The organism is Bacillus manliponensis (assembly GCF_000712595.1).
Classification (GTDB): domain Bacteria; phylum Bacillota; class Bacilli; order Bacillales; family Bacillaceae_G; genus Bacillus_A; species Bacillus_A manliponensis.
In genome coordinates this window covers 17,608-36,422 of the sequence record NZ_JOTN01000002.1, presented here as the reverse complement: position 1 = coordinate 36,422, position 18,815 = coordinate 17,608, and the positions used below count along the sequence as shown (strand labels likewise).

The 18,815-nt window shown below is 36.5% G+C and carries 17 protein-coding genes and 1 riboswitch; all 17 genes read left to right on the top strand.

Annotation, left to right across the window (positions count from 1 at the left end):
• Positions 1 to 61: 61 nt before the first annotated feature.
• Complete coding sequence (locus BAMA_RS02090) at positions 62 to 784, top strand: ClpP family protease (RefSeq protein WP_415782850.1); 723 nt, start codon at positions 62 to 64, stop codon at positions 782 to 784.
• The gene (locus BAMA_RS02085; RefSeq protein ID WP_034635679.1) at positions 781 to 1,008 is read left to right on the top strand and encodes a YlzJ-like family protein; all 228 of its coding nucleotides are present in this window, start codon (positions 781 to 783) and stop codon (positions 1,006 to 1,008) included. The genes BAMA_RS02090 and BAMA_RS02085 overlap by 4 nt, the downstream gene beginning before the upstream one ends.
• A gap of 205 nt (positions 1,009 to 1,213) precedes the next feature.
• The gene (locus BAMA_RS02080; protein ID WP_034635678.1) at positions 1,214 to 3,589 is read left to right on the top strand and encodes a DNA translocase FtsK; all 2,376 of its coding nucleotides are present in this window, start codon (positions 1,214 to 1,216) and stop codon (positions 3,587 to 3,589) included.
• A gap of 219 nt (positions 3,590 to 3,808) precedes the next feature.
• Positions 3,809 to 3,910, top strand: a riboswitch (purine riboswitch).
• A gap of 236 nt (positions 3,911 to 4,146) precedes the next feature.
• Complete coding sequence (locus BAMA_RS02075) at positions 4,147 to 4,872, top strand: GntR family transcriptional regulator (RefSeq protein ID WP_034635677.1); 726 nt, start codon at positions 4,147 to 4,149, stop codon at positions 4,870 to 4,872.
• An 87-nt stretch (positions 4,873 to 4,959) separates the two neighbouring features.
• Entirely contained in the window at positions 4,960 to 6,033 is a 1,074-nt protein-coding gene (locus BAMA_RS02070; RefSeq protein WP_034636207.1) for a BMP family lipoprotein, read from the top strand.
• Between the two features lie 77 nt (positions 6,034 to 6,110).
• A complete protein-coding gene (locus BAMA_RS02065; protein ID WP_034635676.1) occupies positions 6,111 to 7,643 on the top strand; it encodes an ABC transporter ATP-binding protein in 1,533 nt (510 codons plus the stop codon).
• Positions 7,636 to 8,694, top strand: a complete 1,059-nt coding sequence (locus BAMA_RS02060; RefSeq protein WP_034635675.1) for an ABC transporter permease — start codon at positions 7,636 to 7,638, stop codon at positions 8,692 to 8,694. The genes BAMA_RS02065 and BAMA_RS02060 overlap by 8 nt, the downstream gene beginning before the upstream one ends.
• Complete coding sequence (locus BAMA_RS02055; protein ID WP_034635674.1) at positions 8,695 to 9,654, top strand: ABC transporter permease; 960 nt, start codon at positions 8,695 to 8,697, stop codon at positions 9,652 to 9,654.
• A 195-nt stretch (positions 9,655 to 9,849) separates the two neighbouring features.
• On the top strand, positions 9,850 to 11,124 hold the full coding sequence (gene yfmF, locus BAMA_RS02050) for an EF-P 5-aminopentanol modification-associated protein YfmF (RefSeq protein ID WP_034635673.1): 1,275 nt from the start codon (positions 9,850 to 9,852) through the stop codon (positions 11,122 to 11,124).
• 1 nt (position 11,125) lies between these two features.
• Positions 11,126 to 12,412 (top strand): EF-P 5-aminopentanol modification-associated protein YfmH, encoded by a 1,287-nt coding sequence (yfmH, locus tag BAMA_RS02045; protein WP_034635672.1) that lies wholly within the window; start codon positions 11,126 to 11,128, stop codon positions 12,410 to 12,412.
• Between the two features lie 21 nt (positions 12,413 to 12,433).
• Positions 12,434 to 13,147 carry an elongation factor P 5-aminopentanone reductase gene (gene ymfI / locus BAMA_RS02040; protein ID WP_034635671.1) on the top strand — a complete coding sequence of 238 codons (714 nt, stop codon included), beginning with the start codon at positions 12,434 to 12,436 and terminating at the stop codon, positions 13,145 to 13,147.
• A gap of 100 nt (positions 13,148 to 13,247) precedes the next feature.
• Positions 13,248 to 13,496 carry a DUF3243 domain-containing protein gene (locus tag BAMA_RS02035; protein ID WP_034635670.1) on the top strand — a complete coding sequence of 83 codons (249 nt, stop codon included), beginning with the start codon at positions 13,248 to 13,250 and terminating at the stop codon, positions 13,494 to 13,496.
• A gap of 137 nt (positions 13,497 to 13,633) precedes the next feature.
• The gene (locus tag BAMA_RS02030) at positions 13,634 to 14,419 is read left to right on the top strand and encodes a DUF3388 domain-containing protein (RefSeq protein WP_034636204.1); all 786 of its coding nucleotides are present in this window, start codon (positions 13,634 to 13,636) and stop codon (positions 14,417 to 14,419) included.
• A 21-nt stretch (positions 14,420 to 14,440) separates the two neighbouring features.
• Positions 14,441 to 15,436 carry a helix-turn-helix domain-containing protein gene (locus BAMA_RS02025; RefSeq protein ID WP_034635669.1) on the top strand — a complete coding sequence of 332 codons (996 nt, stop codon included), beginning with the start codon at positions 14,441 to 14,443 and terminating at the stop codon, positions 15,434 to 15,436.
• A gap of 63 nt (positions 15,437 to 15,499) precedes the next feature.
• Complete coding sequence (gene pgsA / locus BAMA_RS02020) at positions 15,500 to 16,078, top strand: CDP-diacylglycerol--glycerol-3-phosphate 3-phosphatidyltransferase (RefSeq protein ID WP_034635668.1); 579 nt, start codon at positions 15,500 to 15,502, stop codon at positions 16,076 to 16,078.
• Positions 16,079 to 16,099: 21 nt separating this feature from the next.
• Complete coding sequence (locus BAMA_RS02015; RefSeq protein ID WP_034635665.1) at positions 16,100 to 17,338, top strand: competence/damage-inducible protein A; 1,239 nt, start codon at positions 16,100 to 16,102, stop codon at positions 17,336 to 17,338.
• Between the two features lie 149 nt (positions 17,339 to 17,487).
• Positions 17,488 to 18,513, top strand: coding sequence for a recombinase RecA (gene recA, locus BAMA_RS02010; protein WP_034635663.1), 1,026 nt, complete (start codon positions 17,488 to 17,490; stop codon positions 18,511 to 18,513).
• Positions 18,514 to 18,815 lie beyond the last annotated feature (302 nt).

Below are 18,815 nucleotides of genomic sequence, written 5' to 3'. Positions count from 1 at the left end.
TAAGAAATAATAGTGGTATACGAGAGAAAGGGGATGCAATATGACAGAACGTGATCATGTAATGAATGAAGAACAAGAGAGTGAAAAAAAAGAAGGATCAAAGGAAGCGTCGGTACTTGAAAAAATTCAGCAGTTAGGACAAACAAATGTGCCGCAAATGAATGAATCGCGTATTCATTGCTTAACAATTGTAGGACAAATTGAAGGGCATGTTCAGTTGCCTCCGCAAAATAAAACGACGAAATATGAACATATCATTCCACAAATTGTTGCGATTGAACAAAATCCTAAAATTGAAGGATTACTGATTTTATTAAATACAGTTGGCGGAGATGTTGAGGCAGGGCTTGCTATTTCAGAAATGGTCGCTTCACTTTCAAAACCAACTGTTTCTCTTGTGCTTGGTGGTGGGCATTCGATTGGTGTGCCAATCGCTGTATCTACAAATTATTCATACATTGCAGAAACAGCGACAATGACGATTCATCCAATTCGCCTTACTGGTCTTGTAATCGGTGTTCCGCAAACATTTGAGTATTTAGATAAAATGCAAGAGCGTGTTGTCCGTTTCGTAACAAAACATTCAAAAGTAACAGAAGATCGTTTTAAAGAGTTAATGTTTGCAAAGGGGAATTTAACACGCGATATTGGTACAAATGTTGTTGGTGGAGATGCTGTGAAATACGGTTTGATTGATGATGTTGGTGGGATAGGACAAGCGATTCAAAAGTTAAACGAGTTGATTGATGCGAAAATGAAAACGGATGGGGATTTATTACAATGATTTTATATACGGTTATGCCAGAAGAGCTCATTTATCCAATTGACCATTCTCAAATTGCTCAGCAAAAAGTAGTAAATATTAACGGAGTTGAAATGCTTGTTTCAGTAGGAAGTGAATACGATTATTCTATCTTGCGTGTACTAAGTACAAACCCAGAACATTTTTTGCTTTATGAGCCAGGTCAAAAAATCTCAGTGCAGCAAAAAGAAGGATTTTCCTTATAGGCTATGGTATAATATAAAAAACAAGACGGTGGAGCAGCCATGTATATATAGGCTGCTTTCTTCTGTTTTTCCGCTATTTGGAATAGCGAAAGTTTCATCTCTTTCATGTAGGAATAGCAGGGTGAAAATAATGGTGATAGGATGATATACTGGGAACGCTTTAATGATAACGTTCTACTTTTATTGAGAAATTTGAGGTGAAGAAATGGTAAAACAAAAGCAAAGAGGGAAGAAAACGAAAGAAAGACGGACTATAAAACCAACTTTGCATTACGAAATCGTCGGTTTGACTCTTTTTGCGCTTTCCATTATTACAATTTTACAACTTGGTGTAGTTGGGAATGCATTTGTGTTATTTTTTAGATTCTTCTTTGGAGAATGGTACATACTTGGAGTGATTGGTGTTATTGCACTTTCTATCGCATTTGTTATAAAACGAGAGTGGCCAGATTTATTAAATAAGCGGCTAATTGGTGTGTATTTAATTGTATTTGCAATTTTAATGTTTAGTCATATTACCTTGTTTCAATTGCTTACGAAAGATGGAGCGGTAGAAAGTCCATCTGTTATTGTAAGTACAAAAGATTTATTCTTTGTGGAAATGAAAAAAGGTATCGATTCTGTTCATTTAGGCGGCGGGATGTTTGGTGCCATTATGTTTGCGACATGTTACTTTTTATTTGATGAAGTAGGAGCATATATTATTGGTATTATCTTTGTTATACTCGGCCTTTTATGTATTACAAACAAACATATTGGAGAAGTACTTGAACCAATTGGAAGGTTTTTAAGGAATCAATTTCAAGTGTTTCAAGAAGATTATAAAGATTGGCGTGCAAGGCGAAAAGCTGAGAAAACAGAAAAGAAAAAGCCTGCGCGTAAACGAAGTGTAGAGCCAATACAAGAACAAGATTTAATAGAAGTGGACGAGCGTGTAGAAGAAGTAGATGTTGGACCACCAATCATTTCAAACTTTGCAGAACATTACTCTATACCAGAGCAAAAAGAAGAGAAAGAAATTATATCTGAAATAAGTGAAGAAGAGTTGCCTCCTGTGAAAGAAGAGAATCCAAAAAGAAGAAAAGGTGAGAAGATAGTAGAATCTTTAGAGGGAGATATTGTAGCACCACCTATGCATTTTGCTGACGTGGAAAATAAAGATTATAAACTACCACCTTTAGATATATTAAAGTTACCTAAAAATAAGACGTTTACAAACGAGAATGAGAAAATTTATGAAAATGCTCGTAAGTTAGAACGAACGTTTCAAAGTTTTGGTGTGAAAGCGAAAGTAACAAAGGTGCATAAAGGACCAGCTGTTACGAAGTATGAAGTGTACCCTGATATGGGCGTGAAAGTAAGTAAAATTGTTAGTTTAAGTGATGACTTAGCGCTTGCTTTAGCGGCGAAAGATATTCGGATTGAAGCGCCAATTCCTGGGAAATCTGCAGTCGGCATCGAAGTGCCAAACTCAGAGGTTGCGATTGTAACACTTCGTGAAGTATTAGATTCGAAAGCGAACAATCATCCAGAAGAAAAATTATTGATTGGCCTTGGACGTGATATTACTGGTGAAGCAGTATTAGCACGTTTAAATAAGATGCCCCATTTACTTGTAGCAGGTGCGACTGGTAGTGGAAAAAGTGTATGTATTAATGGTATTATTACAAGCATTTTAATGCGTGCGAAGCCTCATGAAGTAAAGCTTATGATGATTGACCCGAAGATGGTTGAGTTAAATGTATATAATGGTGTACCCCATTTGTTGACACCAGTTGTAACAGATCCGAAAAAAGCATCACAAGCATTGAAAAAAGTAGTAAGTGAGATGGAGCGTCGTTATGAATTATTTGCTCATACAGGGACTCGTAATATAGAGGGATATAATGAATATATAAAGCAACATAATGAACAGTCAGAAGCGAAACAACCAGAATTACCATATATCGTAGTAATTGTTGATGAGTTGGCAGATTTAATGATGGTTGCATCCTCTGATGTTGAAGATGCGATTATGCGTCTTGCTCAAATGGCTCGTGCTGCTGGTATTCATTTAATTATTGCAACGCAGCGCCCATCTGTTGATGTCATTACAGGTGTCATTAAAGCGAATATTCCATCGCGTATCGCGTTTGCAGTTTCTTCCCAAACAGACTCGAGAACGATTTTAGATACAGGTGGTGCTGAAAAACTATTAGGACGTGGAGATATGCTATTCGTACCAATTGGTGCTTCAAAGCCTGTTCGTGTACAAGGAGCATTCTTATCTGACGAAGAAGTAGAGAGTATTGTAGAGTATGTTGTAGCGCAGCAAAAAGCACAGTACCAAGAAGATATGATTCCACAAGATGTACCGGAAACAAAACAGGAAGTAGAAGATGATTTATACGATGAGGCTGTACAGCTTGTTGTTGAGATGCAAACAGCTTCTGTGTCTATGCTTCAGCGTCGTTTTAGAGTTGGTTATACAAGGGCAGCAAGATTAATTGATGCTATGGAGATGAATGGTGTAGTGGGTCCTTATGAAGGAAGTAAACCACGTGAAGTATTGATTAAAGATACACAAGAAAAGAGTTCATAAAAAGGTCGGTTAGATGATAATCTAACCGACCTTTTTTATATGCAGATAATAAAATGGATAGTAGAATAGGTATGACAACTAAAAAGAAAGGGTTTACATTTTGGTTGTTAGAAACAGAATACGAATACTTTATTTTGTATGTTGCATAATGTTCGATTTTTTAAAAATAAAGTTGTCGAATTCTGTTGACACTTATTGGTACAAGTGATAAGATAACTTCGAAAACAATGAATATTACCTCATATAATCTTGGAAGTATGGTCCATAAGTTTCTACCTAGCAGCCATAAAATGCTAGACTATGGGGAGAAAATGCAGAAGGCAAAGGATGTAGGAACTTTGTACGTAATATTTTCTCCTTGTGAGAAATGTTAACGTGCAAGTTTTTTTTATAGGTTGAATATAGAAAATTTAATCTTAAAAAATTATTAACATTTATTCGACAAATTGCAATATTTTTATTTCTGTTTCCGCTAATTCATGTTATATTTATTTTGGAAAAAACGAGAAAAGATGTCTTACATCAGAAGTCGAATAAGTGAGATGTGGGGGAATCTTATGTCAGTAAAATCGGACAGTCGGCACTTATATTTAAGAGTGATCGATTACATTAAAGAGAAGATTAAAAGTGGGGTATATAAAGAAAAACAAAAATTACCTTCAGAATTTGATCTGGCAAAAGAGCTTGGTGTAAGCAGAGCGACGTTACGAGAGGCGCTTCGTATTTTAGAAGAAGAAAACGTTGTCATTCGTAGACACGGTGTAGGTACATTTGTGAATGGGAAGCCACTATTCTCTTCTGGAATTGAACAGCTGTCTAGCATTACCGATATGATTACAAGTGCTGGCAAGAAGCCAGGAACAGTGTTTTTATCCTCGTCTACAACGAGTTTAACAGAAGAAGAAAAAGAGAAGTTTCGTAGTAAAGAAGGTTTTGAAGCATTAACGATTGAACGCGTTCGTACAGCAGATGGGGAACCTGTTGTATATTGTGTGGACAAGTTAGCAAAAGAAGTATTGACTGATTTATCGGAATACACAGAAGAGTCGTTGTTGACAGTTATTCATAATAACACACATAAACGTATTACATATGCAGTTGCTCACATTGAACCAATTGGGTATCATGCGAAAATTTCACCAATTTTGCAATGTGAACCTGAAACAGCGTTACTTGTTTTAAAACAAATGCACTACGATCAAAATGATGAACCAATCTTATACTCTATTAATTATTTTAGAGCAGATAAGTTTAGTTTCCATGTCCTAAGAAAACGTATGTAAGACTTACCTTTTAGGGGGGTGACAGCAAGATATTTGGACATGGTGGTTTATAAAAAAGATATGTATATTTCAGGAGGGGTTTCTAGTATGAAGAAAAAAGCGGGTATTTTATTATCATTAACATTAGCAGCGAGCACGATGTTAGGAGCTTGTGGCAACTCAGAGAAAGCAAGCGGGGACAAAGCAAATAAAGATTTTAAAGTTGGTATGGTTACAGACGTAGGTGGTGTAGATGATAAATCATTTAACCAATCTGCATGGGAAGGTTTGACGAAATTCGGTAAAGATAATGGTTTGAAAGAAAATGAAGGATATCGTTATCTTTTATCTACAAAAGAAGCTGATTACATTCCGAACTTAACAAAATTTGCAAAAGCAGATTATGACGTAACGTTTGGGATTGGATATATTATGAATAAATCTATTACTGAAATGGCAGATAAGTTTCCAGATAAACAGTTTGCAATCGTTGATACAGTAGTAGACAAAGATAATGTAACAAGTATTACATTTAAAGACCATGAAGGTTCTTTCTTAGTTGGAGTTGCTGCAGCAATGACAACAAAATCAAATAAAGTTGGTTTCATTGGCGGAGCAAAGGCACCATTAATTGAGAAGTTCGAATATGGATTTAAAGCAGGGGTAAAAGCTGTAAATCCTGACATTGAAGTTGTATCTCAATACGCTGAAGCTTTTGACAAGCCAGAAAAAGGTTCTGTATTAGCATCTGCTATGTATGGACAAGGTGTAGACGTAATTTATCATGCGTCTGGTGCAACAGGTAACGGTGTATTCACAGAAGCGAAAAACCGTAAGAAAAAAGGTGAAGATGTATGGGTAATTGGTGTTGACCGTGATCAACATCAAGAAGGTATGCCAGAGAATGTAACATTAACATCTATGGTAAAACGTGTTGACATTGCAGTAGCGAAAGTAGCAGAAGAAGCAATGGACGGTAAATTAAAAGGTGGAAAAACAGAAGAATTTGGTTTGAAAGATGACGGTATTATGATTGCATCAACACAGGATAATATTAAAAAAGTAAATCCAGAGATTTTAACAAAAGTAGAAGAGTTTGAGAAACAAATCGTTGATGGGAAAATTAAAGTACCAGCTACTCCAGATGAGTACAAAACATATGAGGCTTCTTTAGCAAAATAATGCTAAAGGAATGACAAAGGTTAGTTCGTAGAACTAACCTTTGTATATATCATTGTCCTATTAAGGAGGAAAAGAGTATGGAATACGTAATTGAGATGAATAACATTACAAAAGTATTCCCCGGAATTGTTGCGAATGACGATATTACGCTGCAAGTAAAACAAGGAGAAATTCATGCGTTACTTGGAGAAAATGGTGCTGGGAAATCAACATTAATGAATGTTTTGTTCGGCTTATACCAGCCTGAACAAGGTGAAATTAAAATTAAAGGGAAACCTGTAAACATTACGAATCCAAATGTCGCAAACGACCTTGGAATCGGCATGGTACATCAGCACTTTATGCTTGTTCATAATTTTACAGTTACCGAAAATATTATTCTAGGAAATGAACCGAAAAAAAACGGCAAAGTGGCGATCGATAAAGCTGCAAAAGAAATACAAGAATTGTCGGAGCGCTACGGATTAGCGGTTGATCCATATGCAAAGATAGAAGATATATCTGTTGGGATGCAGCAACGTGTTGAAATTTTAAAAACGCTGTACCGAGGTGCGGATATATTAATTTTTGATGAACCAACAGCCGTATTAACGCCTCAAGAAATTCAAGAGCTTATTGCTATTATGAAAAAGCTTGTACAAGAAGGAAAGTCTATCGTTCTTATTACTCATAAACTAAAAGAAATTATGGAAGTGTGTGACCGTTGCACAATTATTCGTAAAGGAAAAGGAATTGGAACAGTAGATGTTGCAACTACAAATGAAGATCAATTGGCAGAATTGATGGTCGGACGTCAAGTGAATTTCAAGACAGAAAAGTCAGACGCCAAACCATGTGAAGACGTACTAAAGATCTCAAATCTAGTTGTGCACGATGCTAGAAATTTACCTGCTGTAAAAGGGTTAGATTTAACAGTACGTGCTGGGGAAATTGTTGGTATTGCTGGAATTGATGGTAACGGTCAAAGTGAGCTTATTGAAGCGATTACTGGCCTTAGAAAGATAGAATCTGGTTCTATTAAACTTCGAGGAAAAGAGATTACAAACTGGCCAGTAAGGAAGATTACGGAAGAAGGCGTTGGGCATATTCCAGAAGATCGCCATAAACACGGGCTTGTTCTTGATTTTTCAATTGGAGATAATATTGTTCTGCAAACATACTATCAAACTCCATTTTCAAATAAAGGTGTTTTAAACTTCTCGAAAATCTATGAAAAAGCAAAAGCGTTAATTGAACAGTTTGACGTACGTACACCAAGTGAACATACAGCAGCAAGAGCTCTATCTGGCGGGAACCAACAGAAGGCGATTATCGCTCGTGAAGTAGATCGCAACCCAGATATGTTAATTGCAGCACAACCAACACGTGGTTTAGATGTTGGGGCGATTGAATTTATTCATCAAAAGCTAGTTGAACAGCGTGATAACGGAAAAGCTGTATTGTTATTATCGTTAGAACTATCTGAGATTTTAAATGTAAGTGATCGCGTTGCTGTAATTTATGAAGGGAAAATTGTTGCTATTGTGGATGCAAAAGAAACAAATGAACAACAATTAGGTCTTTTAATGGCTGGCGGCAAACAGAAAGAGAAGGTGAAAGAAAATGGCTAAAAAGCTTTTAACAGATCGTACAATTCACATACTAGTACCGGTCTTATCTGTTATATTTGGCTTGTTTGTTGGAGCCATTATTATGCTTGTAGGTGGATATGATCCAATTGCTGGTTATGCTGCTCTTTGGGAAGGAATGGTTGGAAATCCAAATGCAATGGGAGAAACGTTAAGAACAATGATCCCGCTTGTACTTGCTGGATTATCTGTTGCATTTGCATTTCGAACAGGGTTGTTTAATATTGGGGTGGAAGGTCAATTGTTAGTTGGTTGGCTTGCATCGGTATGGTTTGGATATGCAGTTTCTCTACCTTCATTTCTTCACATTCCACTATCAATATTAGTGGCGGCGATTGCTGGAGGGATTTGGGGATTTGTTCCGGGTTATTTAAAAGGAAAATATCAAGTAAACGAAGTTATTGTAACAATTATGATGAACTACATCGCCTTGTATGTAACATATGATGTTATTAGAAAGTTTATATATGCAGGAGATGAAAAATCGCATGATATTCAGCAAAGTGCTTCTTTATCTTCTGAGTGGCTATCATCAATAACAGATGGATCAAGGTTACACTGGGGAATTGCAGTAGCTATTATCGCAGCAATTATTATGTGGTTCTTGCTTGAGCGTACAACGCTTGGTTATGAGTTAAAATCAGTTGGATTTAATAGACATGCTTCTCAATATGCGGGTATGAAAGTTTCTCGTAATGTCGTACTTTCTATGACAATTGCTGGGGCATTTGCAGGGATTGCGGGTGCAATGGAAGGTCTTGGTACATTCCAAAACATGACGGCTGCAACTTCTTTTACAGGGATTGGATTTGATGGTATCGCGGTAGCTCTTCTTGGTGCGAACAATGCGTTTGGTATTATATTCGCTGCTCTTTTATTTGGTGGATTAAAAAGCGCTGCGCCGCAAATGAACTTTGATGCGAATGTGCCATCCGAGCTAATTAGTGTCATTATTGCATGTATCATTTTCTTTGTTGCATGTAGCTACGTAATACGATGGGCGCTTTCTCGTTTTAGCAAGGAGGGGAAATAAATGAGCTTCCTAGATATTATCGCAATTATTGTTACAGGAACGTTATATATGTCAGCACCACTTATTTTTACCGCACTTGGTGGGGTGTTTAGTGAACGTGCTGGGGTTGTAAATATTGCATTAGAGGGATTAATGTTATTTGGTGCTTTTATTGGTATTGTTGTTACACTATTAATGGGTGATACTTGGGGAGCGATGACGCCGTGGATTGCTATTTTAATTGCAGGTTTCGCTTCAGCGATATTTGCTCTTCTTCATGCTGTTGCGTCTGTTACGTTCCGTGCCGATCAAGTAGTAAGTGGTGTAGCTATTAACTTCTTAGCACTTGGTCTTACTGTATTTGCAATTAAAAAGATTTTTGGGAAAGGTCAAACGGATTTCATTGAATATCGTATCGAAAAGATTGATATTCCAGGACTTTCTGACATCCCGGTTATTGGAGAGATTTTCTTTTCTAACGTACCTGTAACATCTTATATTGCAATCATTTTAGCGTTTGTTGTTTCTTATGTAATATATAAAACGCCATTTGGCCTTCGTTTACGTGCTGTTGGTGAACATCCGATGGCAGCGGATACAATGGGAATTAACGTATATAAAATGCGTTACATTGCTGTTTGTTTGTCGGGGTTATTTGCTGGGATTGGTGGTGCCGTATTTGCCACATCTATCTCAAATAACTTTTCTGCAACAACAATTACAGGACAAGGTTTCTTGGCGTTAGCAGCGATGATTTTTGGAAAATGGAATCCACTTGGTGCTTTAGTAGCTGCATTATTCTTCGGTTTTGCACAATCTCTTAGTATTACGGGAGGAACAATACCAGGTTTAGATCAAATTCCAAGTGTGTTTTTAACAATTTTACCGTATGTGTTAACGATATTAGCGCTTGTTGGATTTGTTGGGAAATCAGAAGCGCCAAAAGCGCTTGGCATTCCGTATGAAAAGGGAAAACGTTAATAGGAAGTTCGTTTTTCGTATGGATATTCTTTATAAAGTATACTCTTAAAAAAAGCTTGCACATTAGTGTAAGCTTTTTTACATACACTATTTATAATTCAATGCTTTTTGTATTGAATGGAAGAAGTTGCATTTTCTTTTTTAAAAACGGTATAGTGAAGAAGAATCTTTTGAAATGATAAAGGAGGTTTACATATGGAACTTATGAAACAACATACACATGAGTTGGGTGGTTTACGAGTACATATTATTCCAACGACAAAATATAAAACAAATACGCTTGTATTACGCTTAAAGGCACCTTTATGTGAAGAAACAGTAACAGAGCGTGCTTTATTGCCATATGTTTTACAAAGTGCAACGAAGGAACATCCATCTGTCCTTAAAGTACGTCAATATTTAGAAGAGCTATATGGTGCTTCTCTTGTTGTAGATGTGAGTAAAAAGGGAGAAGAGCATGTTATCTCCCTTTATATGGATGTTGCCAATGAAGTATATTTACAAGATAGTACACCACTTTTTGAAAAGGCACTGGCAATGTTAGCGAAAGTTTTGTTACAGCCAGCTGCAGAAGGCGAAGCGTTTTTACAATCTATTGTTGAAAGTGAAAAGCGTGCGCTTGTGCAGCGAATTGAAGCGACACTTGATGATAAAATGCGTTATGCGAATGAACGGTTAATTGAAGAAATGTGTAAAGTAGAGGCATATCGCTTTAGTGCAAACGGCCAAAAAGAGAAGGTTTCATCTATAACGAAGGATTCTTTATATGCGTGTTATAAGCGAGTATTAGCTGAAGATGAAATGGACCTTTATATTATTGGGGATGTAGCTGAAAATACTGCGGATCTTGTGCGTCAATATTTTTCAATTTCACCGCGTCAGCCGAGAGAAAAAAAGGTACTGCTTCATAAAAGAAGTGAAAAAGAACAAGAGATTGTGGAAAAACAAGAGTTAAAGCAAAGTAAATTAAATATTGGTTATCGTACATATATTACATATCGCGATGAAGATTACTTTGCTTTACAGTTGTTTAATGGTTTATTTGGTGGGTTTTCACATTCGAAATTATTTGTAAATGTACGTGAGAAAAATAGTTTAGCGTACTATGCGGCATCGCGCTATGAAAGTCATAAAGGTTTGCTTTTTGTTATGTCGGGTATTGAAGCGAAAAATTATGAAAAAGCAGTTACCATTATTAAGGAGCAAATGAAAGCGATGCAAGATGGTGAATTTTCAGAAGATGACATGAGTCAAACGAAAAGTATGATTAAAAATCAAATTTTAGAGACGATTGATACACCACGTGGTTTAATGGAACTATTATATCATGGAGTTGTAGCAGGATATGACCGTCCGGTGGAGGAATGGGTGACAAAAGTAGATTCGGTTACGAAAGAAGAAGTTATAAAAGTTGCGAATCATATTGAATTAGATACCATTTACTTCTTACATGGAACGGAGGGAGCTTAAGATGGAAAAAATCGTATACGATCAGTTGAAAGAAACGTTATATTATGAAAAGCTTTCAAATGGTTTAGAGGTATATATTTTACCGAAGCAAGGTTTTAATAAGACATATGCAACGTTTACAACAAAATATGGCTCGATTGATAATACGTTTGTGCCCCTTCAAAAAGAAGAGATGCTTAGAGTTCCAGATGGAATTGCTCACTTTTTAGAGCATAAATTGTTTGAAAAAGAAGACCATGATGCATTTCAGTTGTTTAGCAAGCAAGGTGCGTCTTCAAATGCGTTCACTTCTTTCACACGAACAGCATATTTATTTTCATGTACATCAAATGTGGAAACAAATTTAGAAACGTTATTAAATTTCGTGCAAGAGCCATACTTTTCAGAGAAAACAGTAGAGAAGGAAAAAGGGATTATCGGACAAGAGATTCAAATGTATCAAGATAATCCAGATTGGCGTTTATACTTTGGTCTGATTGATAGCTTATATGTGAACCATCCTGTGAAAATTGACATCGCTGGGACTATTGAATCCATTAGCCCAATTACGAAAGATCTATTATATGAATGCTACAATACATTTTATCATCCGAGCAATATGTTATTCTTTGTTGTTGGTCCAGTTGACCCAGAAGCTACGATGACATTGATTCGTGAAAATCAAGGGAAGAAAAGTTACACAGACCAACTTGAAATTGTTCGGTCTATTGAAGAAGAGCCGAATGAAGTAAATGAGAAAAAGAAAGTAATTCATATGCCAGTGCAAACGCCAAAATGTTTACTAGGTGTAAAAACGTGTGATCTAAAAGGAGAAGGCGAAGAATTACTAAAGCAAGAAATAGCTTTTACACTTCTGCTAGATTATTTATTTGGAAAAAGTTCTACCCATTATGAGAACTTGTATAATGAGGGGCTTATTGATGACACGTTTTCGTATGATTATACAGAAGAGAATACTTTTGGTTTTGCGGTTGTTGGTGGTGACACGAAACAGCCTGATGAGCTAGCTGAACGTTTAAAACAAATTCTACTGGAAACGAACTATGATGGGTTATGTGCAGAATCATTAGAGCGGGTAAAGAAAAAGAAAATTGGAGGGTTTTTACGTTCGTTAAATTCTCCAGAATATATTGCAAACCAGTTTACACGTTATGCATTTAACGGCTCAAGTTTGTTCGATGCATTATCTATTTTAGAAGGGCTATCAGTAAAAGATTTACAAGCGGTAGCGCAGAGTATATTACATGAAGAGCGCATTACAGTGTGTCAAGTATTGCCAAAGAAATAATGTATTAAAGAGAGGAATTCCATGAAGAAGTATGCATTGGTTACAGGAGGAAGCGGTGGCATTGGTTCCGCTACTGTAAAGCGGTTGGTGAACGACGGATATACAGTATATGTCCATTATTACAAAAATAAAAATGGTACGTTACTTTTGCAAGAGCAGTTAGGGAATATTATCCCTATTCAAGCAGATTTATCGAGTGAAGAAGGCGCAAAGGCGCTTTGGGAGAAAATTCATCATCCAATTGATGTTATCGTTTATGCTGCTGGAAAGAGTATATTTGGCTTAGTTACAGATGTAACAGATGAGCAGTTAAATGGAATGATGAATTTGCAAGTGAAAAGCTTATATCAAGTTGTTTCTTTTGCACTTCCGGAAATGATTCGAAAACGTGAAGGGAACATTATTGTTATCTCTTCTATATGGGGACAAATTGGAGCTTCTTGCGAGGTACTGTATTCAATGGTTAAAGGGGCACAAAACTCTTATGTAAAGGCGCTCGCTAAAGAGGTTGCTTTAAGTGGGGTACGTGTAAATGCAATTGCTCCTGGAGCGATTGAAACAGAGATGCTTCATGTGTTTTCAGAAGAGGACAAACAAAATATAGCTGAAGAAATTCCAGTCGGAAGATTAGGCACATCAGAAGAAGTAGCAAATACAGTGTCGTTTTTAGTTTCACAAGCATCATCTTATATAACGGGGCAAGTTATCGGAGTGAACGGTGGTTGGCATTGCTAGTATATGAAAAAGTAATGGGGCGTTTGAAGTTGATACATAAAACAATGTAAAACGGTAAATAGTAATGATGATTCCATTACTTATAGCGAGGTGTAAAGCAATGTCAGTATTAGATAATTTTGATCAGTGGAAAGGTTTTTTAGGTGAACGATTAGAACAGGCACAAGGTAAGGGGTTAGATGGTGCTGCTGTGTCTGAGATGGCGTTTCGTATTGGTGATTATTTAGCAAACGAAGTAGAAGCGCATAACGACCAAGAAAAGTTGTTAGCTGAACTATGGAAAACAGCAGATGAGCAAGAGAAACATATCATTGCAAACTTAATGATAAAATTTGTGCAAAATAAGTAAAAAAAAGGGAGGAATAGATCCTCTCTTTTTTTTAATTTGTAAAAATCAATTCATTGTATTGACATTTCACTTTCCTAATAACATAAAATCAGATATTATAGTACGTAGGTGTAAAGTAGGCAGGGGAGTGGTGTATGATGATCGAATGGTACTTTGAATATGAAATACATAAAAACCGACCTGGCTTGCTTGGTGACGTTTCTTCGTTAATCGGTATGCTAGGTATTAATATTGTGACAATTAACGGTGTAGACAATGCTCGTCGAGGTCTATTGTTAATGTGTGAGAATCAAGAACAAATTTCTAGACTTGAATCGATTTTAAATACAATGGATAATATAACGGTAACGAAATATCGTCCACCAAAGCTTCGTGATCGATTAGCTGTCCGTCATGGGAGATACATACAACGAGATGCAGACGATAAGAAAACATTTCGTTTTGTCCGAGATGAATTAGGATTACTGGTTGACTTTATGGCTGAAATTATGAAAAAAGATGGTCATAAGCTAATTGGTATTCGTGGTATGCCGCGTGTTGGAAAAACAGAGTCCATTGTAGCTGCAAGTGTTTGTGCAAATAAACGATGGTTATTTGTATCGTCTACGTTAATTAAGCAAACAGTAAGAAGTCAGCTAATCGAGGATGAGTATAATGATGATAATATTTTTATTTTAGACGGAATTGTTTCAACAAAACGTGCAAATGAAAAGCATTGGCAGCTTGTCCGCGAAATTATGAGATTACCAGCAACAAAGGTTGTTGAGCACCCAGATATATTTGTCACACAATCGGAATATACGCTTGATGATTTTGATTATATTATTGAATTACGAAATGATTATGATGAAGAAATTCAATACGATTTAGTGGACGAAATGGATCGGGGCAATGACAATCATTTTTCTATGTTTGATTTTTAAAGAAATATTGAGGTGTTAGCAGTGATGGAATTAGGACAAAAACTGAGAGAAGCAAGAGAGGCAAAAGGCCTTTCACTCGATCAGCTACAAGAAATGACAAAGATTCAAAAGCGTTATTTAGTGACTATTGAAGAAGGTGACTACAGTATATTACCAGGAAGCTTTTATACGCGTGCTTTTATTAAACAATACGCTGAAGCTGTTGGGTTAAATGGAGAAGAAATATTAGAAGAGTACAAGCATGATTTGCCGCAATCTGTTTCTCACGATGTACCGCAAGTTTCGACGGGACAGAAAACACAAGAAACAATGAAAAAAGCGGCTAATTTACCAATTGCAGATCATATGCCAAAAATCTTAATTGGACTTGGGGTTCTAGCTTTCGGTTTCATCATTTGGATAGTGTTACAGTTATTCACTGGAAATGATGATACGCAAGTGAAAACAAATCAACAAACGCAAATTAAAGTAGATAAAGCGGAAGATTCACCTCTTGATAAAAAACAAGAAGAAGTGACACAAGAAGAAGTGGCGCAAGAAGATAAAGTAGAAGAAACGAAAAAAGACAAAGAAGATAAAAAAGACAAAGAAGACAAAGAAGACAAAGAAGATAAAGAAGATAAAAAAGATAAAAAAGACAAAGAAGATAAAAAAGATAAAGAAGAAACACAAGCACAAGCTACAACGGAAGAAATTGCAGTTGTAGAGACAAAAGGGAAAATCTCTACGTTAGAAGTCCGTAATAACAAAGCACTTCAGTTAGAGATTACAGCAGGCGGAACGAGCTATGTGGATATTAAAACGGATAGCGGAGAAGTGTATAGTGGCACATTAAAGCAAGGCCAAACACAAGCTCATGATTTATGGACAGCAAATGAAATTCGTCTAAATATCGGTAGTACGCCAAATGTTGAAATTAAAATTAATGGGCAAGTTGTGGAATATCCGCTAGAGCCAACGCAAGAATTTCATCAGCGATTGGTGATTAAAAACCTAGGGGAACAACCTGCGCAATAATGGTCATCGATTCGATGACTTTTTTCAATGAACAAACTGTTTGGACATGATGGAGGAATAGCTGTGAATTTGCCAAATAAAATTACTATATCAAGAATCTTATTAATTCCAATCTTTTTAATCATCATGCTTGGTGATTTTAATTGGGGAGCATATACAATTGGAGATGCAACGTTACCAATTCAGCACTTAGTGGGAGCGATTATTTTTATTGTTGCATCTGCAACAGATTGGATTGATGGTCACTATGCAAGAAAATACAACCTTGTTACAAACCTTGGGAAATTTTTAGATCCATTAGCAGATAAGTTACTTGTTTCTGCTGCGTTGATTACGTTAGTAGAATTAAGTTATGTACCAGCATGGATGGTTATTGTGATTATTAGTCGTGAATTTGCGATTACAGGTTTACGTCTAGTATTAGCTGGAACTGGGGAAGTGGTTGCAGCTAACATGCTTGGGAAAATTAAAACGTGGACACAAATCGTTGCCATATCTGCATATTTACTGCATGATGTACCGTTAAACTTACTTCATATACCAGTAGCAGATATTTCAATTTGGATTGCATTAATCTTTACAGTAGTCTCTGGATGGGACTATTTCTGGAAAAATAGAGCTGCTTTTGTAAATTCAAAATAACAGCTTATGGGGGATTGGGAGATGAATGCAGAAATTATTGCGGTTGGTACAGAACTTTTGCTTGGACAGATTACAAATACAAATGCGAAATTTTTATCAGAGAAGTTAGCTGAAATCGGAATTCACGTGTACTATCATACGGTTGTAGGTGACAACAACCATCGTTTACAGCAAGCGATTGAAATTGCTGAAAAACGAGCTGATATTTTAATCTTTACAGGTGGATTAGGGCCAACGAAAGATGATTTAACAAAAGAAACAATTGCGCGATCTCTCGGTGAAGAATTGACATATGATGAAGCTGCGCTCGCTTCAATTGCTAATTATTTTCAAAAAACAGGTCGTGAGTTTACAGAAAATAATAAGAAACAAGCACTTGTGTTAAATGGATCTACTGTATTTACAAATGATCACGGTATGGCGCCTGGGATGGGGTTATGTAAAAATGAAAAAGTGTACATTTTACTACCAGGACCGCCAAAAGAAATGAATCCGATGTATATACAGTACGTTGAGCCATTTTTACGTAATGTAACAACTGGGGAAAACTTGTATTCACGTGTTCTTCGCTTTTTTGGAATTGGAGAATCACAATTGGAAGATAAACTTCAAGATATTATTGATAACCAAACAAATCCAACGATTGCACCGCTTGCATCGGAAGGAGAAGTGACACTTCGTTTAACGGCTCGGCATAATGATGAGAAAGAAGCAGAGAAACTTATTAATGAAGTAGAAGGATTGGTTTTACAAAGGGTAGGTCAATTTTTCTATGGATATAATCAAGAGTTCCTTCATCATAAAGTCATTACGTTATTGAAACAAAAGAATATAACTCTTTCTTGTGCAGAAAGCTTAACTGGCGGCTTGTTTGGAAATCAAATTGTAGAGAATAACGGTGTTTCCTCTATATTTAACGGTGGAATCATCTGTTATAGCAATGATATAAAAGAACGCATTCTGAACGTATCAAAAGAGTTATTACAATCAAATGGTGCTGTTAGTGAAGAATGTGCCGTTGTTCTTGCTGAAAATGTAAGAAAGCTAATGGGCTCACATATTGGTATAAGTTTTACAGGCGTAGCAGGGCCCGGACCTTCGGAAGGGAAGGATGCTGGGACGGTTTATATTGGACTGGCAATAGAAGGTGTGGAAACAAAAGTTTTCCCACTTGTATTAAGTGGGAGTCGCCAACAAATACGTGAGCGTGCAGTGAAGTATGGATTTTATCATTTATATAAAAAGCTAGAAGAGATGTGATTCTCCTCTAGCTTTTTATTTTCCCTTTGAAAATAAAGGGTTTTATGTAGTAGAAAATAAAAAAACGAATAAATGTTCGATTTTTGTTGGCAAATTGCAATGAAAATAGGTATAATAAGATTAGCATTTAAGTTAAGGAGGAATTTTGAATGAGTGATCGTCAAGCGGCATTAGATATGGCCTTAAAACAAATAGAAAAGCAATTCGGTAAAGGTTCAATTATGAAGTTAGGAGAACAAGCGGAACGTAAAGTATCCACTGTACCAAGTGGTTCACTAGCTCTAGATGTAGCTCTTGGAGTAGGTGGCTACCCTCGCGGCCGTATTATTGAAATTTATGGACCAGAGAGTTCTGGTAAAACGACGGTTTCTTTACACGCTATTGCAGAAGTACAACGCCAGGGCGGACAAGCGGCATTTATTGATGCAGAGCATGCTATGGATCCTGTATATGCACAAAAGCTTGGTGTTAACATAGATGAGTTATTATTATCACAACCAGACACAGGGGAGCAAGGTTTAGAAATTGCAGAGGCACTAGTACGAAGCGGTGCAATCGATATCATCGTAATTGACTCTGTAGCAGCACTTGTTCCAAAAGCGGAAATTGAAGGAGAAATGGGTGACTCACACGTTGGTTTACAAGCACGTTTAATGTCACAAGCTCTTCGTAAACTTTCTGGCGCGATTAACAAATCAAAAACAATTGCAATCTTTATTAACCAAATTCGTGAAAAAGTTGGGGTTATGTTCGGGAACCCAGAAACAACTCCTGGTGGACGTGCATTAAAGTTCTATTCAACTGTACGTCTTGAGGTGCGTCGTGCTGAGCAATTAAAACAAGGTAACGACATCGTTGGTAATAAAACAAAAATAAAAGTAGTGAAAAATAAAGTAGCACCACCATTCCGCGTTGCAGAAGTGGATATTATGTACGGGGAAGGAATTTCAAAAGAGGGCGAAATTTTAGATATGGCGTCTGAGCTTGATATTGTCCAAAAAAGTGGTGCATGGTACTCTTACAACGAAGAGCGCCTAGGACAAGGACGAGAAAATGCGAAGCAATTCTTAAAAGAAAATCCTGAATTAACAGATGAAATTGCATTCTTCATTCGTGAACATTACGGTATTAGTGGAGAAGATGCAACGGTAAGTCAAGAAGGTATGGAAGATTAAAAGACACGATTTCGTGTCTTTTTTTTCTCAGGTAAAGAAAGTAAAAGTAGACAACGCTTGACAATGAAATTTGCGGTATATACAATAATATTGTATATTTTTTCTTGTATACGAAACACTTTTCTCTAAAAAGGGAAGTGCCTTCGGATAAAATGAGAAATTTTTTCCGAAATAATAATATGACAATTTTATTGTGAAATGAAGAAAGTCCCTTAAAAAGGCGGGACGACGGTGTTTGCTGTATGTTGCACACGTAAGTAATATACTTGCCGGTAGTCTTTTTTTCATTCATAGCAAGAGGA

Coding starts and splice junctions, on each gene's coding strand:
- BAMA_RS02090 (WP_415782850.1), top strand. CDS start 62: ATGAATGAAGAACAAGAGAGTGAAAAAAAAGAAGGATCAAAGGAAGCG.
- BAMA_RS02085 (WP_034635679.1), top strand. CDS start 781: ATGATTTTATATACGGTTATGCCAGAAGAGCTCATTTATCCAATTGAC.
- BAMA_RS02080 (WP_034635678.1), top strand. CDS start 1,214: ATGGTAAAACAAAAGCAAAGAGGGAAGAAAACGAAAGAAAGACGGACT.
- BAMA_RS02075 (WP_034635677.1), top strand. CDS start 4,147: ATGTCAGTAAAATCGGACAGTCGGCACTTATATTTAAGAGTGATCGAT.
- BAMA_RS02070 (WP_034636207.1), top strand. CDS start 4,960: ATGAAGAAAAAAGCGGGTATTTTATTATCATTAACATTAGCAGCGAGC.
- BAMA_RS02065 (WP_034635676.1), top strand. CDS start 6,111: ATGGAATACGTAATTGAGATGAATAACATTACAAAAGTATTCCCCGGA.
- BAMA_RS02060 (WP_034635675.1), top strand. CDS start 7,636: ATGGCTAAAAAGCTTTTAACAGATCGTACAATTCACATACTAGTACCG.
- BAMA_RS02055 (WP_034635674.1), top strand. CDS start 8,695: ATGAGCTTCCTAGATATTATCGCAATTATTGTTACAGGAACGTTATAT.
- yfmF (WP_034635673.1), top strand. CDS start 9,850: ATGGAACTTATGAAACAACATACACATGAGTTGGGTGGTTTACGAGTA.
- yfmH (WP_034635672.1), top strand. CDS start 11,126: ATGGAAAAAATCGTATACGATCAGTTGAAAGAAACGTTATATTATGAA.
- ymfI (WP_034635671.1), top strand. CDS start 12,434: ATGAAGAAGTATGCATTGGTTACAGGAGGAAGCGGTGGCATTGGTTCC.
- BAMA_RS02035 (WP_034635670.1), top strand. CDS start 13,248: ATGTCAGTATTAGATAATTTTGATCAGTGGAAAGGTTTTTTAGGTGAA.
- BAMA_RS02030 (WP_034636204.1), top strand. CDS start 13,634: ATGATCGAATGGTACTTTGAATATGAAATACATAAAAACCGACCTGGC.
- BAMA_RS02015 (WP_034635665.1), top strand. CDS start 16,100: ATGAATGCAGAAATTATTGCGGTTGGTACAGAACTTTTGCTTGGACAG.
- recA (WP_034635663.1), top strand. CDS start 17,488: ATGAGTGATCGTCAAGCGGCATTAGATATGGCCTTAAAACAAATAGAA.